Raw genomic sequence first — 15,931 nt, forward strand, 5'->3', positions numbered from 1 at the left:
TGATGCCCGGGCCGGGCCCGGCCATGACGCGACACACCATGTTCAGGGAGAGAACGCCATGCCCGCGCTCAAGCGTCTTGCCATCCTCGACGACTATCAGGGCGTGACCCTGCGCCTGGGTCCCTGGGACCGGCTGCCGGAAAGCCTGGAGATCCATGTCTTCCGCGACACCCTCACCGACCCCGCCGCCCTCCTCGCCCGTCTCGCGCCCTTCGACGCCATCCTGGCGATGCGGGAGCGCACGCCCTTCCCGCGCAGCTTGATCGAGCAGCTGCCGAACCTCAGCCTGCTGATCACCACCGGCGCGCGGAACCGCAGCATCGACCTGGAAGCCTGCGCCGAGCGCGGCGTGACGGTCTGCGGCACCCCCTCCTTCGCCCACCCTACGGTGGACCTGACCTGGGGCCTCATCCTCTCCCTCATGCGCCGCATTCCGGAGCAGGAGGCGGCGCTCCGCGAGGGCCGCTGGCAGGTGGCGCTGGGTCATACGCTGGAGGGCAAGACGCTCGGCTGCCTTGGCCTCGGCAATCTCGGCAGCCGGGTGGCGAAGGTGGGCGCCGCCTTCGGCATGAGGGTCATCGCCTGGTCGCAGAACCTGACGCCGGAGAAGGCCGCGGCGGCCGGCGCCGAGGCGGTGAGCAAGGAGCGGCTGCTTGCCGAGTCGGACGTGGTGACGCTGCACCTGATCCTCTCGGAGCGGTCGCGCGGCATCATCGGCGCCGGCGACCTGGCGCAGATGAAATCCACGGCCGTCATCGTGAACACCAGCCGCGGCCCGCTGATCGACCAGGCCGCGCTGATCGCGGCGCTCAAGGCGGGCCGGATCGCCGGCGCCGGGATCGATGTCTATGACCAGGAGCCGCTGCCGAAGGACCACCCGATCCTCTCGGCGCCCAACACCGTGCTGACGCCGCATCTGGGCTATGTGACCGAGGAGAATTACCGCGCCTATTTCCAGGGCGCCGTGGAGGCGGTGGAGGGCTATCTGGCGGGCCAGCCGGTGCGGGAATTGCGCGCCGGCTGAGCAGCCCGGCCCGGCAGGCACCGGGCGGGTGCGCGATGGCGGACCGCCAAGTCTCCCCGGGGGCGGGCCGGCATCGCGGTTGCGCCCGCGCTCTGTACAGGTAATCGGCGGCGCCGCATGGCGCACCGGTGCCGGCATGGGGTGCCGGCCGCCCGGCCTTCCCTTGCGGATCCTGCGTCCCGACCTCCGGCATGCACCGACAGTTCATGAGATGATGCACGGCGTATGCTGTGCATGTGCCGGCGAGACTGCCTGCACAACGGGCGTCGCAGGCGCTGCATCCATCGCCGTCACCCGGGTGGGCAGGGCAGGATTGCAGCGTTCCGGCGCAGGACGCTCGCGCCAGCCTCGCGCTTCTCGCGCACTGATCCGGGCAGGACCAACGGATCGTCCCGCATCAGGTTATCGGCGGATGCAGGCCGCGACGCCCTGCCCCGCTGGTGCTTGACGGCGACGGTTGGCGCACCGCAGCATCCTGTTTCCCGTCGCCGGAAGGGATGTGCCATGCGCCGACGCTGTCTCCTTGCCACCATGGGGGCCGCGCTGGCCGCACCCCGCCTCGCCGCCGCGCAGGGCACTGCCGGACGGCGCGTGCTGCGCTTCGTGCCCCAGGCCGACTTGGCGCTGCTGGACCCGATCCACTCCGTCGCCTTCGTCACGCGCAACCATGCGCTGATGGTCTATGACACGCTCTATGGCTGGGATGCGGAGCTGAAGGCACGACCGCAGATGGCGGAAGGCATGCCGCTCGTCGAGGAGGATGGCAGGCGGGCCACCATCACCCTGCGGGAGGGGCTCCGGTTCCATGACGGCGAGCCCGTGCGCGCGCGCGACTGCGTCGCCTCCATCAAGCGTTGGGCGACGCGCGACGCCTTCGGCCAGGCGCTCTGGGCGGCGACGGAGGAACTCTCCGCGGCGGATGACCGCCGCATCGTCTTCCGCCTGAAGAAGCCCTTCCCGCTGCTGCCGGATGCGCTGGCCAAGGTGGGCACGCATCTCTGCGCCATGATGCCGGAACGGCATGCGGGCCTGCCTTCCTCCCAGGCGGTGCCGGAGATCATCGGCAGCGGTCCCTTCCGCTATGTGGCGGGCGAGCGGGTACCGGGCAGCCGCAATATCTATGAGCGCTTCGCCGACTACCGCCCGCGCGAGGAAGCGCCGAGCTACATGAGCGGCGGCAAGCAGGTGCATTTCGACCGGGTGGAGTGGCTGACCATCCCGGACGGCGCGACGGCCAGCGCGGCGCTGCAGCGTGGCGAGGTGGACTGGTGGGAACTGCCGGCGATCGACCTGGTGCGCCCGCTGCAGCGGGCGCGCGGGATCAAGGTGGATATCCTCGATCCCAATGGCTCGATCGGCTTCCTGCGCTTCAACTGCCTGCATCCGCCCTTCGACAATCCCGCCATCCGCCGCGCCATCCTGCGCGGGACGAACCAGGTGGATGCGATGACCGCGGCGGCTGGCGATGACCGCAAATACTGGCACGTGCCCTATGGCTTCTTCGCGCCCGGCTCGATCATGGCAAGCGAGGAGGGGCTGGAGGCCTTCCGCAACCCGCTCGACGCCGCGGCGACGAAGCGGGCGCTGGAGGAAGCCGGCTACAGGGGCGAGCGCGTGAACCTGCTGGCCGCGACCGACTTCCCGGTGATCAATGCCATGAGCGAGGTCTGCGGCGACATGCTGCGGCGCTCCGGCGTGAACCTGGATTACGTGGCGACCGATTGGGGCACGGTGACGCAGCGCATCCTGAAGCAGGACCCGCCGGCCCAGGGCGGCTGGAACATGATGGTGAGCTGGACGGCCGGCAGCGCGCAGGTGAACCCGGCGGCGAACAACCTGATCCGCGGCCATGGCCGCAGCGCCATCTTCGGCTGGCCGACCGTCCCCCGGCTGGAGGAACTGCGCAACGCCTGGTTCGACGCGCCGGATGATCCCGCGCGGGCGCGCATCGGGCGGGAGATGCAGCGTGTCGCCTTCGATCAGGTGCCCTATGTGCCGCTCGGCCAGTTCTTCTCGCCGACGGCGCTGCGTTCGGATCTGGAGGGGATGCTGAAGGGCGTGGCGCTGTTCTATGGCATAAGGCGGGCCTAGCGCGCCCGCACCGGGCTACCGCGGATCGGCGTTCAGAGCCGAACGCGGATCCGCTGCAGGTCCTTGATCGCAGAGCAGAGTCTCGCTCCCGGGCGTTCACGCCCATCCGCGATCCGCTCTAGGCGGAGGGCATGGCGCGGGGCACACTCCGCGCCAACACCGTCCATGGAAAGCCCATGCCGAGCCTGATCGAACCCGTCACCCTGCGCGGCACCACCTTCCGCAACCGCATTGCCGTCCCGCCGATGTGCCAGTACTCGGCCGAAAACGGCATCGCCCAACCCTGGCACATGGTGCAGTACGGCCGCTTCGCGGTCGGTGGTGCCGGCCTCGTCATCATCGAGGCGACGGCGGTCTCACCCGAGGGCCGCATCACCCATGGCGATCTCGGCATCTGGTCGGATGCGCATGCCAGGGCGCTCGCGCCGATCGCCGCCTTCATGAAATCCCAGGGGGCGGTGCCGGGCATCCAGCTCGGCCATGCCGGGCGCAAGGCCAGCATGCAGCGCCCCTGGTACGGCAACGACCCGCTCGGCGCCGAGGACCTGGCCCGCGGCGACCATCCCTGGGAGATCGTGGCGCCCTCGGCCATCCCGCTCGACGAGGGCTGGCTGATGCCGCGCGCGCTGGACGAGGCCGGGCTCGCCCGGATCCGGGATGCCTTCATCGCCGGGGCCGTGCGCGCCCGCGACGCCGGCTTCGAGGTGGTCGAGATCCACATGGCGCATGGCTACCTGCTGGCCAGCTTCCTCTCTCCCATCACCAACCGGCGGAACGACGCCTATGGCGGCGACGCGGCGGGGCGGCAGCGCCTGCCGCTGGAGATCGCCCGCGGGGTGCGGGAGGTCTGGCCGGCGGACAGGCCGGTCTTCGTCCGCATCTCCTCGGTCGATGGCGCCGAGGGCGGGCTGACGCTGGAGGACCAGATCGGCTTCGCTCGGGCGCTGAAGGCGGTGGGCGTGGATGTGGTCGATTGCTCCTCCGGCGGCATCGCCGGCAGCGCGACGGCCGCCAAGGGACCGCCGCGCACCTACGGCTTCCAGGTACCCTATGCCAGGGCGATCCGCGAACAGGCGGGCATTGCCACCATGGCCGTCGGGCTGATCGTGGACCCCCATCAGGCACAGCAGGTGCTGGATGAGGGCGGCGCGGACCTGATCGCGATCGGCCGCCAGGCGCTGGAGGACCCGAACTGGCCGCAGCATGCCGCCGCCACGCTGCTGGGCGGCCCGGCCTATGAGGCCTGGCCGAAGCAGCATGGCTGGTGGCTGAACGTCCGGCAGGGTTCGCTCTCGAAGCTCGGGCCCTGGAGGGCCGCCTGAGGGGTGCGCCGGGGGGTGGCGCACCGCCCCCGCTTCGCGCTAGGCCTTCGGCATGAATGACGCGCCGCACAACACGGCGGAAGACAAGCTGCAGCGGCTTGTCGCCCGCGCCGCCGCCGCCGGTCCCGCCCTGCCCTGTGCGGTGGTCCACCCGGTGGATGCCGCGAGCCTCGAAGGCGCGATGGAGGCGGCCGAGGCCGGGCTGATCCTGCCCATCCTGGTCGGTCCTGCCGCGCGAATCCGCTCGGCGGCGGCGCAGGCCGGCATCGACCTCGCCGGCGCCCTCATCGAGGACGTGCCACACAGCCACGCCGCCGCCGAGCGCGCCGTTGCCCTGGTGCGGGAGGGACGCGCGGGCGCGCTGCTGAAGGGGGCGCTGCACACGGATGAGTTGATGGCGGCGGTTGTCTCGCGCGAGGGCGGGCTGCGGACGGAACGCCGCATCAGCCACTGCTTCATCCTGGACGTTCCGCGCTACCACAAGCCCCTGGTGGTGACGGACGCCGCCATCAATATCGAACCGGACCTCGAGACCAAGGCCGATATCGCGCGCAACGCCATCGATCTCTGCCGCGCCCTCGGCATCGCCCGGCCGAAGGTGGCGGTACTGGCGGCGGTCGAGGTCGTGACCCCGAAGCAGCCCGCGACGCTGGATGCCGCGGCCCTCTCCAAGATGGCGGATCGCGGCCAGATCGAGGGCGGGATCGTCGACGGGCCGCTCGCCTTCGACAATGCCATCAGCCGGGACGCAGCGGCTTCCAAGCACCTGGAAAGCCCGGTGGCCGGCGACCCGGACATCCTGCTGGTGCCGGATCTGACGGCCGGCAACATGCTGGCGAAGCAACTGCAATACCTGGCGGGGGCCGAGAGCGCCGGCCTCGTCGTCGGCGCTCGGGTGCCGATCGCGCTGACCAGCCGGGCGGAGGGGCCGCGGGCCCGCCTTGCGTCCTGCGCCGTCATGAAGCTGGCGGTCGGGATGCGGGTGACCAAGCACGGGGCGGATTGAGCGTCCCCCCTGCCCGCCAGGCTGGAGCAGCTTCACGCTCCCAGGCGTTCACGCCCGTCCGCGATCTGCTCTAACTTGGCGGGACAGGGAGAACGCCCATGAGGAATATCCGCGTCGCCACCTTCGCCTGCCCGGGCGCCCCGCCCGAGATCCGGGAGGTCCCCTGGCCCAGGATTGGCCGCAAATCCGCGCTCATCCAGATCGGCGCCTGCGGCGTCTGCGGCACCGACCTGCACATCCTGAAGGGCCACTGGCCGAAGCCCCTGCCCTGGCCCTTCACCTTGGGCCATGAGATGACCGGGATCGTGCGGGAGATCGGGCCGGATCTGAAGACCGACTGGATGGACCTGCCCATCACGGTCGGCTCCAAGATCATGATCCCGCCCTTCATGCCCTGCGGGTCCTGCTACTACTGCAAGCACTACCCCGAGAGCGCGAACCGCTGCCAGACACCGGTCTATTACGGCCGCTATCTCGGCTTCGACAAGCCGCCACATCTCTGGGGCGGCTGGGCGGAATATGTCTATGTGGACCTCGAGGACCTGCCGGGCACCAAGATCTACAAGCTGCCGGATGACATGCCGCTGCGGCTCGGGGCGTTGTCGGAGCCGCTGACCTCCTGCATCCGCGGCTTCGCCCGCGCCCAGCGCATGGGCGGGTTCAGATGGGGCGACACGGTCGTCATCCAGGGCACCGGGCCGATCGGCATCCTGGCCATCGCGGCGGCGCGGGAGATGGGCGCGGGCCGCGTCATCGCAGTCGGCGCGCCGGAGGCGCCGCGCCTGGCGCTCGCCCGGAAATTCGGCGCCGAGGCGACGGTGAACATCGAGGAACACGCCACCGCCGAGGCGCGCATCGCCCGCGTGCGGGAGATCGTCGGCGGCTACGGCGCCGACCTCATCATGGACTGCACCGGCCACCCGGCCGCGGGGCCGGAGGGCATCGAGATGCTGCGGGATTCCGGCTTCTATATCGAGATGGGCCAGTTCACCGATGCCGGCTCCATCATGACCAACTGGCACCGCTTCGTCGCCAAGGACATCACCATCATGGGGTCCTGGGCCTTCACGGCGAATGACCTGGCGCTCGGCGTGCAGATGCTGAACCACGCACGGGACCGGTATCCCTGGTACGAGATGCAGACGATCTACCCCTTCGACGCCGATGGCGTCTCCCGCGCCGTCGCGGATGCCATGGCGATGCGGACGGTGAAGAGCACCATCGTGCCCTTCCCCGAACTGCTGGAGGCCTGATCGCGGGGACCCCGGTCCGCGCCCTTTTTCGTTGGCCCTCGCAGCGCCCTGCCCCTAGCTTCTTGCCGCATGTCCGGCCGCATCGTCACGCTCACCCTGAACCCCACCGTCGACATCGCCGCGGAGGCGGAGATGGTCCGCGCCGTCCGCAAGACGCGGACGCGAAACGAACGCTTCGACCCCGGCGGGGGTGGGGTCAATGTCTCGCGCGTGGTGCATGAGCTGGGCGGGGAGACGCTCGCCATCATCCTCGCCGGAGGTCTGGCGGGTTCGCTGCTGGAGGAGTTGCTCGATGCCCAGGGCGTGCCCCGCCACAGCATCCCTATCGCCGGCCGCACGCGGATGAGCCATACGGTGAACGACCTCTCGGCCCGGCACGAATTCCGCTTCGTGCCGGAGGGGCCGAAGGTGTCGGAGGAGGAATGGCGTGCCACGCTTGCGGCGCTGGAGGCGGAGCCGGGCGACTGGGTGGTGGCCAGCGGCAGCCTGCCGCCCGGCGTGCCCGATGATTTCTACGCGCAGGCCGCGGATCTCGCCGCGCACCAGGGGCGGCACTACGTGCTCGACACCTCCGGCTCGCCGCTCAAGGCCGCGCTCGGCCATCGTCTCGCGCTGATCAAGCCGAGCCGCGGCGAATTCGAGACGCTGGTCGGACGCCCCCTGAACACGCCGCGGCAGCAGAACCAGGCGGCGCAGGAGCTGGTGCGGCAGGGCGCGGCGGAGCTGATCGCCGTCTCGCTCGGGCATGAGGGCGCGCTGCTGGCGGAGAAGGACGGCGTGCTGCGGCTGCGCGCGCTGGATGTGCCGGCGCTTGGCGCCGTGGGCGCGGGGGACAGCTTCCTCGCCGCCATGGTGCTGAAACTGTCCCAGGGCGAGAGCCCACGCGAGGCCTTCGCCTGGGGCATGGCCTGCGGCGCCGCGGCGGTGATGCGCCCGGGCACGGCGCAGCCGCGGCGGGAGGATGTGGAGGCGCTGCGGCGCCAGATCGGGGCGGTGTAGCAAGGGGGTGAGTGGGCAGCCCGGCGTCCGCAGGCGCACCCGCCGGCAGGGCGCTATTTCAGGGCCTCCCAGGCACCGGAATGCTCGCATTCATAGGGCGCCTCGCGCGCCGGAACATGGCAGGACACGCAGTGGATGCAGGGATCGACCCGCCGGTCGCCGGGCCGGCGGGCAAAGCCGCGTGTCAGCCCGAGCAATTCCCGCCCCTGGCCGCGCAACGCATCCTTCCGCCAGAAGCCGGTGCCGGTTGCGCCACACTGCGGACAGGTCAGCCGCGCGCAGATATCAAGGTCGCCGGTCATCGCTCCACGCGCTCCCGGGCGACGAGGCCGGGCATCGGGCCCGAGAGGGCCCGCCCAATGTCCCGCGGCAAGGCCCAACCGCTCGCCACCCTATCCGGACTCTGGGGGTGGACGGGGCGGAATTCAAACCGGAGCGCGCAAGCTCACGTGACTGCGATCACTCCCGCCGCTTCAGCGCCAGGCGCCTGGCCGGTCGGCCGGTGCTGCGCGCAGCGAAGCGCTCCAGCACATCCTCCGGCCAGGTCGTGACGCGCCGCAGGCCGAGATCGACGCAGAGATAGAGCACCTCGTTCTCCGCGGCGAGCCAGCCCTCGGTCGCATGGTGCATGCGGTGCACCGCGAGCAGGCGCTTGGAGTCATAGCCCAGCACCTCATTGGTGCAGGACAGTGGCATGCCCTCATGCACCTCCCGCACATAGCTTACCCAGGCCTCGGCGGCGAAGGTGCCGAGGTTGCGGGCACGGAAGGGGGCACCGAGGCCGAGACTGGGCCAGAGCTGGTCGGTCGCGATGTCGAACACGACCATGTAAAAGCCCATATTCATATGGCCGTTGTTGTCCACCCATTCGGGGCGGACCACCGCGAGCGGCGGCGGCAGGGCGGCAGTCGTCACGGTCTCGTCCGGCATTGGTGCTCCATCATCCACAGGCCGGATAGGCCAGCCAGCCAAGCACCCGGCCATCCGGCGCATCCACCCGCCTTGCATCGACGCAGCGTCGCTCCAGGAAGAAGGCCGGCGCGGCGGATTCGGGCGGCGCCGCGCCCGGCACCGCCTCCCGCTGCAGCACCCGCTCTCCCTCGGCCAGGCATTCCTCCGCAGCACCGTCCCGCCACAGGCGGATGGTGACCGCCCCCTCGGCCGCCGGCTCGGCGCCCAGCGCGAAGCCTGCCGGCGCACCGGCGAGGCAGGCCCGCAGCGCCGGGGCGAGCGCCGGCAGCGCCTCGGTCCACCCCGCCGCGGCGGCCGGCAGGACCGGCAGCAGCGCGAGAACCGCGCGCCTCAGTGGATCTCGTCCGCCCTGGAGAGCGCGTCCTTCAGCTTGTGGATGTCGAAATCGTCGCGCTTCGCCATCTCCAGGATCACCGCCTCGCGCCGGGCGCAGAGATCGATGGCGGCCGGAAGCTGCCGCACCGCCTCGGCCGGGATCACCACAGCCCCGTGGCGGTCGGCGTGGATCACGTCGTCATGCAGCACCGGCATGCCGTGCACCATCACCTCGCGGCCGAAATCCACCATGTGCACATGCGCATGGCTCGGATTCACCATGCCGCCGATGATCTGGAAGCCCGGCGCCAGCATGTCGAGATCCCGGAAGGAACCGCTGGTGACGCAGCCCTGGCAGCCGAGGCCCTTGTGGACGTTGCTGTTCACCTCGCCCCAGAAGGCGCCGAAGCCCGGGCTGTCGTCCAGGTCCTCGATCACCACGATGGTCGGCAGGTCGGCATCCGCCACGTATTCGTACCAGCCGATGCGCGCCTCCCGGTCCTGCTCCTTGCTGCGGCCGGAGGGGGCTGCGGCCCGGATCTGGCCGGTACGGGCCAAGCCGCAGATCGGCGGCAGGGAGGGATCGGCGCAGACGAAGGGGTGCAGGGTGAAGCCGCGGCCGCGCCGGGCCGGCACCACCAGTTCCAGCGCGTTGCAGATGGTGGGCGTATCCCAGCGCCGCAGAAGATCCAGATCCGCGCGGGTGAAGGGGCGTTCGGCCATGATGGGTATCCTCCCGGGAGGGGGGAAGGATCGGTGAGCCGGGGCCGCCGGTAAACCCCCCCATGCGGCGGGACGAAGAGCGCGTGACGGTTCCGCGACATGCGCCGACCGGTGATTGCCGCCGCCCCCGGTCTGCCCGTACTGCCATCCCGAAGGACAGGGGGGCAGGGCATGGGGTGGCGCTGGGCGCAAGCGATGGTGGTACGGGGGGCGCTGCTGCTCGGGCTTCTCGCGCCCGGGGCGGTGGCAGCGCAGGGTTATGGCAGCGCCGCGGTCGCCAATATCGGGCCGCCCGAAGCCGCGCTCTTCCCCGATCTGGCGGCGCTGCAGGACCGGCTGGAGGAGCAGGGCTGGATGCTCCGCGGCCAGGCGACCTTCATCCTGCAGGGGCATCCGGCCTTCCGCTCTCCCTATCGCGGCGCGGGCAGCCTCAAGGATGTCGCCAATGCGCGGAACACCCTCTCAACCGACCTCGTCATCGGCCGGCAGCTCTGGCAGGGGGCGGAGGTCATCATCGATGCCTCGGTGACTCGCGGCTTCGGGCTCTCGAACTCGGTTGGCGTCGCAAATTTCCCGAACAACGAGGCCTTTCGCCTCGGCAGCGCGGAACCGAGCTTCTTCGTGCCGCGCGCCTTCTTCCGCCAGACCATCGCGCTCTCGGCCGACACGGTGGAGGACCCCGATCCCCTGCGCTTCGGCACCGCCCGGCCGCGCGAGCGGCTGACCATCACCCTCGGTAAATTCTCGGTCTGGGACATTTTCGACGACAATCTTTACGCGCATGACGCGCGGACCCAATTCCTCGGCTGGGCCCTGGTCGGCGCCGGCGCCTTCGACTTCGCCGCCGATGCCCGCGGCTGGACCGAGGGCGCTGCGGTGGAATGGGAGAACGGCGCCTGGGGCCTGCGGGGCGGCGCCTTCCGGGTGGCGCGGGAAGCGAACGGGCTGTTCCTCGATCCCTCTCCCACCCGCGGTTTCCAGGTGATCGGCCAGGTGGACCGGTTCTATCGCCTGGCCGACCGGCCGGGCGCGGTGCGGTTCCTCTATGGCTTCTCGCAGGCGCGGCAGTCGCAATGGAACGAGCTGTTCCGGAACGGCTTCGAGAGTTTCAACAAGAACCCGGTCGGCTATCGCGGCAAGCACATGCTGGCGCTGAATGCGGAGCAGGAGGTGGCGGACGGGATCGGCGTCTTCGCCCGCCTGTCCTGGAATGACGGCCGCACCCAGAACTGGATGTTCACGGAGATGGACCGGGCGGTCTCGGCCGGCCTGTCCCTGGACGGCACGCGCTGGGACCGGCCGGGCGACACGGCCGGACTTGGTGTCAATCTTGGCTGGATCTCCGGCGGGCGGCGCCGGTACCTGGAGGCGGGCGGCATCGGCTTCATCACCGGCGACGGCCGGCTGAACTATGCGCCGGAGGCGACGGTGGAGACCTATTACGACTGGCGCCTCGCGCCGGGCGTGAACCTGGCGGCCAATGCCCAGCTTGTGGTGAACCCGGCCTACAACGCCGATCGCGGCCCGGTGCCCATCTTCGCACTGCGTTTGCATACGGCCTTCTGAGGGCCGGGCCGGGTCCGGGGTCGCCCACCCAACAGCGGGAGGTTCAAGGGCGCGGCGCCCCCCCCCCTCAAGTTTCTGGTCATGCTTGTCCGGTTGTTGGGCGGCATGCCAGGTCCGTCCCTTCTCGATGCGCTCCGGCGCCGGTTGGCGGCCGCGCCCGGGGCGCCCTTCGCCCATGTCGTCCAGGGCGGGCGCACCGAGGTGCTGACGAATGCGGCGCTCGCCGCCGGCGCCGCGCGCTGGGCCGGGTTGCTGGCCGCGGATGGCTGCCGGCCGGGCGAGACCGTGATCCTGATGCTCCGCCACGAGCCGGCGCTCTACACCGCCTTCCTCGGCGCCATGATGGCCGGCTGCGTGCCCGCCTTCCTGCCCTTTCCGACGCCGAAGCAGGACGCCCGGCTCTTCTGGCAGGGCCATGACGCGCTGCTGCGCCGTATCCGTGCCGCCTGCGTCGTCACCTATCCGGAGAATGCCGCGACGCTGCGGGCCATGATCCCGGATCTGCCCTACCGGTTGCGCATCCTGGGCGAGGAGGCGTCGGCGCCCCCGCTGGCCCGGTGGCACGAGGGCGGCGGCGGCGAGATTGCCCTGCTGCAGCACAGTTCCGGCACGACCGGCCTGCGGAAGGGCGTGGCGCTGAGCCATGCCGCAATCCTGACGCAGGTCGAGGCCCATGCCGCGGCGATCGGCTTCGAGGCGGGCGATGTGGTAGCGAGCTGGCTGCCGCTCTACCACGATATGGGGCTGGTCGCCTGCTTCCTGCTGCCGCTGCTCAAGGACGGCGCGGTGGTCAGCCTGGACGCCTTCGAATGGGTGGCGCGGCCGGGCATGCTGCCGGCGGCGATCGCGGCGCATCGCGCGCGCTGGTGCTGGTTGCCGAATTTCGCCTTCGAGTATCTGGCGCGCATGCACCGGCCGGAGGAGCGGCATGACCTCTCCTCCCTTCGCGCCTTCATCAACTGCTCTGAGGTCTGCCGCACGGAAAGCTTCGACCGCTTCGCCGCTGCCTATGCCGATTGCGGGGTGACGCCGGCGCAATTGCAGTGCTGCTACGCCATGGCGGAAACCGTCTTTGCGGTGACGCAGACGCCGCCCGGCTCTCCCGCACCGCGTCTCCTGCTCTCCGCCGCGGCGCTGGCATCGGGCGAGGCCCGGACGGCCGCGCCGGGCGAGGCGGCGAAGTCCTTGCTCTCCGTGGGCCAGCCGATAGACGGGCTGTCCGTGCGCATCCTGGACGCCAGGGGCCGGCCGCTGCCGGAAGGCGCGGTTGGCGAGGTCGCGGTGCGCGGCGATTGTGTCTTTTCCGGCTGGCAGGGCGAGCCGGAGGCGAGTGCGGCCGCCTTCACGGAGGGCTGGTACCGGACCGGCGACCTTGGGGTGCTGGTCGGGGGTGAGTTGTACATCACCGGCCGCCGCAAGGAGGTGATCATCCTGAACGGCCGCACCCTCTATGCCCCGGACCTGGAGGCGATCGCGCATGAGGTGCCCGGCGTGCATCCCGGGCGCGTCGTGGCGCTCGGCCTGCCGAATCCGGCAAGCGGCAGCGAGGATCTCGTCCTGCTGGCCGAGACGCCGCTGACCGATGGGGCGGCCCGCCGGGACCTGCAGCGCGCGCTGCGGGCGGCGATCGAGGCGGCGACCGGGCTCTCCGGCGCCATCGCCGCGCTGCGCCCGCCCGGCTGGCTGGTGAAGACCACCAGCGGCAAGCTCAGCCGCGCGCAAAACCTGGCGAAATACCTGGCCGAGGCCGCATGACCGAGAACGATGTGATGGACGGCCTCACCGCCGTGTTCCAGGAGGTGTTCCATCGCCCCTCCCTCATCCTGGACCCTGGCTGGACGGCGGCCGACCTGGATGGCTGGGACAGCCTCCGGCATGTCGAGATCATCCTGCGCACCGAGGCCCGCTTCGGCATCCGGCTGGAGGCGGCGGCGCTGGATGGGCTGCGGAGCATTGCCGATCTGGCGGCGCTGGTGCGGGCGGTGGCCTTGGCGGGCGCTGAGCCCGGGTGACGCGGAACCGGTTCTGCGGCATCAACCCGGGACCGACCGCATGCCCCTGCCCCGCACCGGCATGAACATCTGCCTCCTGCTGCTTCCGGCCATTGGCTGCCCGCCCGCCCGCGGCCGGGCGACGCTTCGCCTGCGCGCGATCGCACCTCCAGCAGGCCAGGAATTCGGTTCCCGGGCGCGGCAGCGGGGCCGGCGCGGCGCCTGATGGCGTCCGGGATCATGGTGGGGGGAAAGGCTGTGGACGTCTGCCTGCCGGGCCCACCTCCCTGGATTTCGACCGCCCGTGCGCCGCGCCACGCCTGCGGCACCGGGGCGATCTGCTATAGGCTTTTCCCCACCGCGGCAGGCTGCCCGGTGGCGACGAGGGATGGCAGCGGGTATGGCCGGCTGGCGGAAAGAGCAGGATGAGCCGATCACCTCGGGTGCAGTCGATGAGCCGGCGCCCGGGCTAGAAGGCCAGCCGCGCCTCGACATGGCGCTGATCGAGGCGGCGGTGCCGAAGCTGATCGACCACGCCGTGGGCGGCCCGGTGGTGCTCACCCGGCATGGCTCGGAGGCCTTCGTGCTGCTGCCGCTCGATATCTGGCGGCGGGTCTGGCTGGCGATCGCCCGCCCGCCGGTGATCGACATGGACCGGGACCGCCCCGGCGAGCCCGAGGGGGATTGACGCCGGGGGCGGCCCGCCCCCCTCTCCCGTCGCATGGCCCCGCCCCTTCTGATCCTCCAGGACATCCACCTGCATCTCGGCACCACGCCGCTGCTGACCGGCGCGACCCTTTCGGTCGGCGCCGGGGAGCGGGTGGCCCTCGTCGGTCGCAACGGCTCCGGCAAATCGACCCTGCTGCGGGTCGCGGCCGGAGAGGTGCAGCCGGAGAGCGGCACGCGCTTCCTGCAGCCCTGCGCCACGCTGCGCAGCCTGCCGCAGGAGCCGGATTTCGGCCCGGCGCGCACGGTCTGGGAGCATGTCGAGGCCGGGCTCGGCCCCAGCGACGACCCGCACCGGGCGCGCTGGCTGCTGGAACAGCTCGGCCTGACCGGAGAGGAGGAGCCGGCGCGGCTTTCGGGCGGCGAGGCGCGGCGGGCGGCGCTCGCCCGGGCGCTCGCCCCCTCCCCCGACATCCTGCTGCTGGATGAGCCGACCAATCATCTCGACCTTCCGGCGATCGCTTGGCTGGAGGAGGAACTCCGCGGGTTCCGCGGGGCGCTGGTGCTCATCAGCCACGACCGCCGTTTCCTGGAACGGCTGAGCCGCGCCATGGTCTGGCTGGACCGCGGGACGACCCGCCGCCTGGAGAAGGGCTTTTCCGAATTCGAGGCCTGGCGGGACCAGATGCTGGAGGAGGAGGAGCGCGAGGCGCACAAGCTCGACCGCAAGATCGTGCGGGAGGAGCACTGGATGCGCTACGGCGTGACCGCCCGGCGCAAGCGCAACATGCGCCGCGTCGGGGAGCTGGCGGCGCTGCGCCAGCGGCGGCGGGAGGCGTTGAAGGCGACCGGCACGGTGCGCATGGCGGCCAGCGAGGGCGAAGGCAGCGGCACGGTGGTGGCGCAGACCGAGGGCGTCACCAAGGGCTATGGCGGCCCGCCGGTGGTGAAGGATTTCTCGACGCGCATCCTGCGGCGCGACCGGGTCGGCATCGTCGGGCCGAACGGCGCAGGCAAGACGACGCTGCTGAACCTGCTGACCGGGATGCTGGAGCCGGACACGGGCACCGTGCGGCTCGGCACCGGCTTGCAGATGGTCACGCTCGACCAGAAGCGGGAAAGCCTTGATCCTGAGGTCAGCCTCTCCGAGGCGCTGACCGGCGGCCGTGGCGACCAGGTGGAGGTCGGCGGGCAGCGGCGGCACGTCATCGGCTACATGAAGGACTTCCTCTTCGTGCCGGATCAGGCGCGGACAGCGGTCGGCGTGCTTTCGGGCGGGGAGCGCGGGCGGCTGATGCTGGCCCGGGCGCTCGCCAAGCCCAGCAACCTGCTGGTGCTGGACGAGCCGACCAATGACCTGGACCTGGAGACGCTGGATCTGCTGGAGGAGCTGCTGGCGGATTATCAGGGCACGGTGCTGGTGGTGAGCCACGACCGCGACTTCCTCGACCGCGTCTGCACCAGCGTGATCGTGGCCGAGGGCGAGGGGCGCTGGCAGGAATATGCCGGCGGCTACACCGACATGGTGGCGCAGCGCGGGCGCGGCGTGGAGGCGAAGCCGACCGATACCGCGAAGCCTGCCGCTGTGCCCAGGCCGGCTGCCGCGCCCGCTGCATCGCCTCCGGCCACGAAGCGGAAGCTCACCTTCAGGCAGCAGCATGCGCTGGAGACCCTGCCCGGCCGCATGGCCGCGCTCGAGAAGGAGATCCAGACCCTGCGCAGCGCCCTCGCCGCCCCCGACCTGTACAGCCGCGACCGCGCGCGCTTCGAGCGCTTCACCGCGGCGCTGACCGAGAAGGAGGCGGCGCTGGCGGCGGCCGAGGAGGAATGGCTGGAGCTGGAGATGCTGCGCGAGGAGATCGAGGCAGGGTGATACTCCGCTCCTAGACCTTTATTGCCCTGACTGTGCATAGCCGCAGTGTTGGAAGTAGGCGGCGCACTCGCTCGGACTGAAGCGGTCGAGGAGACTGCCGATGGTATCCCAGAGGGTGCCGACGGTCCTG

At 71.0% G+C, this 15,931-nt stretch carries 15 protein-coding genes; 11 read left to right on the forward strand and 4 right to left on the reverse strand.

Going from position 1 to position 15,931, the window contains the following annotated elements; all coding sequences use genetic code 11:
• Positions 1 to 58 precede the first annotated feature (58 nt).
• The 6 genes from LHA35_RS08175 to LHA35_RS08200 all read left to right on the forward strand — a co-directional run bounded on the left by LHA35_RS08175 (position 59) and on the right by LHA35_RS08200 (position 7,695).
• Entirely contained in the window at positions 59 to 1,024 is a 966-nt protein-coding gene (locus LHA35_RS08175; RefSeq protein WP_226606827.1) for a D-2-hydroxyacid dehydrogenase family protein, read from the forward strand.
• Between the two features lie 504 nt (positions 1,025 to 1,528).
• Positions 1,529 to 3,115: an ABC transporter substrate-binding protein gene (locus LHA35_RS08180; protein ID WP_226606830.1), complete on the forward strand. Its 1,587-nt coding sequence runs from the start codon at positions 1,529 to 1,531 to the stop codon at positions 3,113 to 3,115.
• A 131-nt stretch (positions 3,116 to 3,246) separates the two neighbouring features.
• A complete protein-coding gene (locus tag LHA35_RS08185) occupies positions 3,247 to 4,437 on the forward strand; it encodes an NADH:flavin oxidoreductase/NADH oxidase (protein ID WP_226606832.1) in 1,191 nt (396 codons plus the stop codon).
• A gap of 52 nt (positions 4,438 to 4,489) precedes the next feature.
• Entirely contained in the window at positions 4,490 to 5,443 is a 954-nt protein-coding gene (locus LHA35_RS08190; protein ID WP_264185425.1) for a bifunctional enoyl-CoA hydratase/phosphate acetyltransferase, read from the forward strand.
• A 98-nt stretch (positions 5,444 to 5,541) separates the two neighbouring features.
• Positions 5,542 to 6,696, forward strand: coding sequence for a zinc-binding dehydrogenase (locus LHA35_RS08195; protein ID WP_226606833.1), 1,155 nt, complete (start codon positions 5,542 to 5,544; stop codon positions 6,694 to 6,696).
• A 69-nt stretch (positions 6,697 to 6,765) separates the two neighbouring features.
• Entirely contained in the window at positions 6,766 to 7,695 is a 930-nt protein-coding gene (locus LHA35_RS08200) for a 1-phosphofructokinase family hexose kinase (protein WP_226606835.1), read from the forward strand.
• Between the two features lie 53 nt (positions 7,696 to 7,748).
• Here the strand turns inward: LHA35_RS08200 and LHA35_RS08205 are convergent, their stop codons facing one another.
• The 4 genes from LHA35_RS08205 to LHA35_RS08220 all read right to left on the reverse strand — a co-directional run bounded on the left by LHA35_RS08205 (position 7,749) and on the right by LHA35_RS08220 (position 9,705).
• Positions 7,749 to 7,997 carry a hypothetical protein gene (locus LHA35_RS08205; protein WP_226606837.1) on the reverse strand — a complete coding sequence of 83 codons (249 nt, stop codon included), beginning with the start codon at positions 7,995 to 7,997 and terminating at the stop codon, positions 7,749 to 7,751.
• Positions 7,998 to 8,154: 157 nt separating this feature from the next.
• Positions 8,155 to 8,625: a thioesterase family protein gene (locus tag LHA35_RS08210; RefSeq protein WP_226606839.1), complete on the reverse strand. Its 471-nt coding sequence runs from the start codon at positions 8,623 to 8,625 to the stop codon at positions 8,155 to 8,157.
• 10 nt (positions 8,626 to 8,635) lie between these two features.
• Positions 8,636 to 8,785 (reverse strand): hypothetical protein, encoded by a 150-nt coding sequence (locus LHA35_RS08215; RefSeq protein ID WP_226606841.1) that lies wholly within the window; start codon positions 8,783 to 8,785, stop codon positions 8,636 to 8,638.
• A 212-nt stretch (positions 8,786 to 8,997) separates the two neighbouring features.
• Positions 8,998 to 9,705 carry an RraA family protein gene (locus tag LHA35_RS08220; RefSeq protein WP_226606843.1) on the reverse strand — a complete coding sequence of 236 codons (708 nt, stop codon included), beginning with the start codon at positions 9,703 to 9,705 and terminating at the stop codon, positions 8,998 to 9,000.
• A gap of 171 nt (positions 9,706 to 9,876) precedes the next feature.
• On the opposite strand from LHA35_RS08220, the gene LHA35_RS08225 reads away from it, so the two are divergent.
• The 5 genes from LHA35_RS08225 (at position 9,877) to LHA35_RS08245 (ending at position 15,801) form a co-directional block, all read left to right on the forward strand.
• On the forward strand, positions 9,877 to 11,271 hold the full coding sequence (locus LHA35_RS08225; RefSeq protein WP_226606845.1) for a carbohydrate porin: 1,395 nt from the start codon (positions 9,877 to 9,879) through the stop codon (positions 11,269 to 11,271).
• A 105-nt stretch (positions 11,272 to 11,376) separates the two neighbouring features.
• Positions 11,377 to 13,026: an AMP-binding protein gene (locus tag LHA35_RS08230; RefSeq protein ID WP_226606848.1), complete on the forward strand. Its 1,650-nt coding sequence runs from the start codon at positions 11,377 to 11,379 to the stop codon at positions 13,024 to 13,026.
• The gene (locus LHA35_RS08235) at positions 13,023 to 13,283 is read left to right on the forward strand and encodes an acyl carrier protein (protein WP_226606852.1); all 261 of its coding nucleotides are present in this window, start codon (positions 13,023 to 13,025) and stop codon (positions 13,281 to 13,283) included. The genes LHA35_RS08230 and LHA35_RS08235 overlap by 4 nt, the downstream gene beginning before the upstream one ends.
• A gap of 367 nt (positions 13,284 to 13,650) precedes the next feature.
• Positions 13,651 to 13,950 (forward strand): type II toxin-antitoxin system Phd/YefM family antitoxin, encoded by a 300-nt coding sequence (locus tag LHA35_RS08240; RefSeq protein ID WP_226606855.1) that lies wholly within the window; start codon positions 13,651 to 13,653, stop codon positions 13,948 to 13,950.
• Between the two features lie 33 nt (positions 13,951 to 13,983).
• Entirely contained in the window at positions 13,984 to 15,801 is a 1,818-nt protein-coding gene (locus LHA35_RS08245) for an ABC-F family ATP-binding cassette domain-containing protein (RefSeq protein WP_226606857.1), read from the forward strand.
• The last annotated feature ends 130 nt before the right edge of the window (positions 15,802 to 15,931 follow it).

It is taken from the genome of Roseicella aerolata, assembly GCF_020523605.1.
GTDB classification, from domain to species: Bacteria; Pseudomonadota; Alphaproteobacteria; order Acetobacterales; family Acetobacteraceae; genus Paracraurococcus; species Paracraurococcus aerolatus.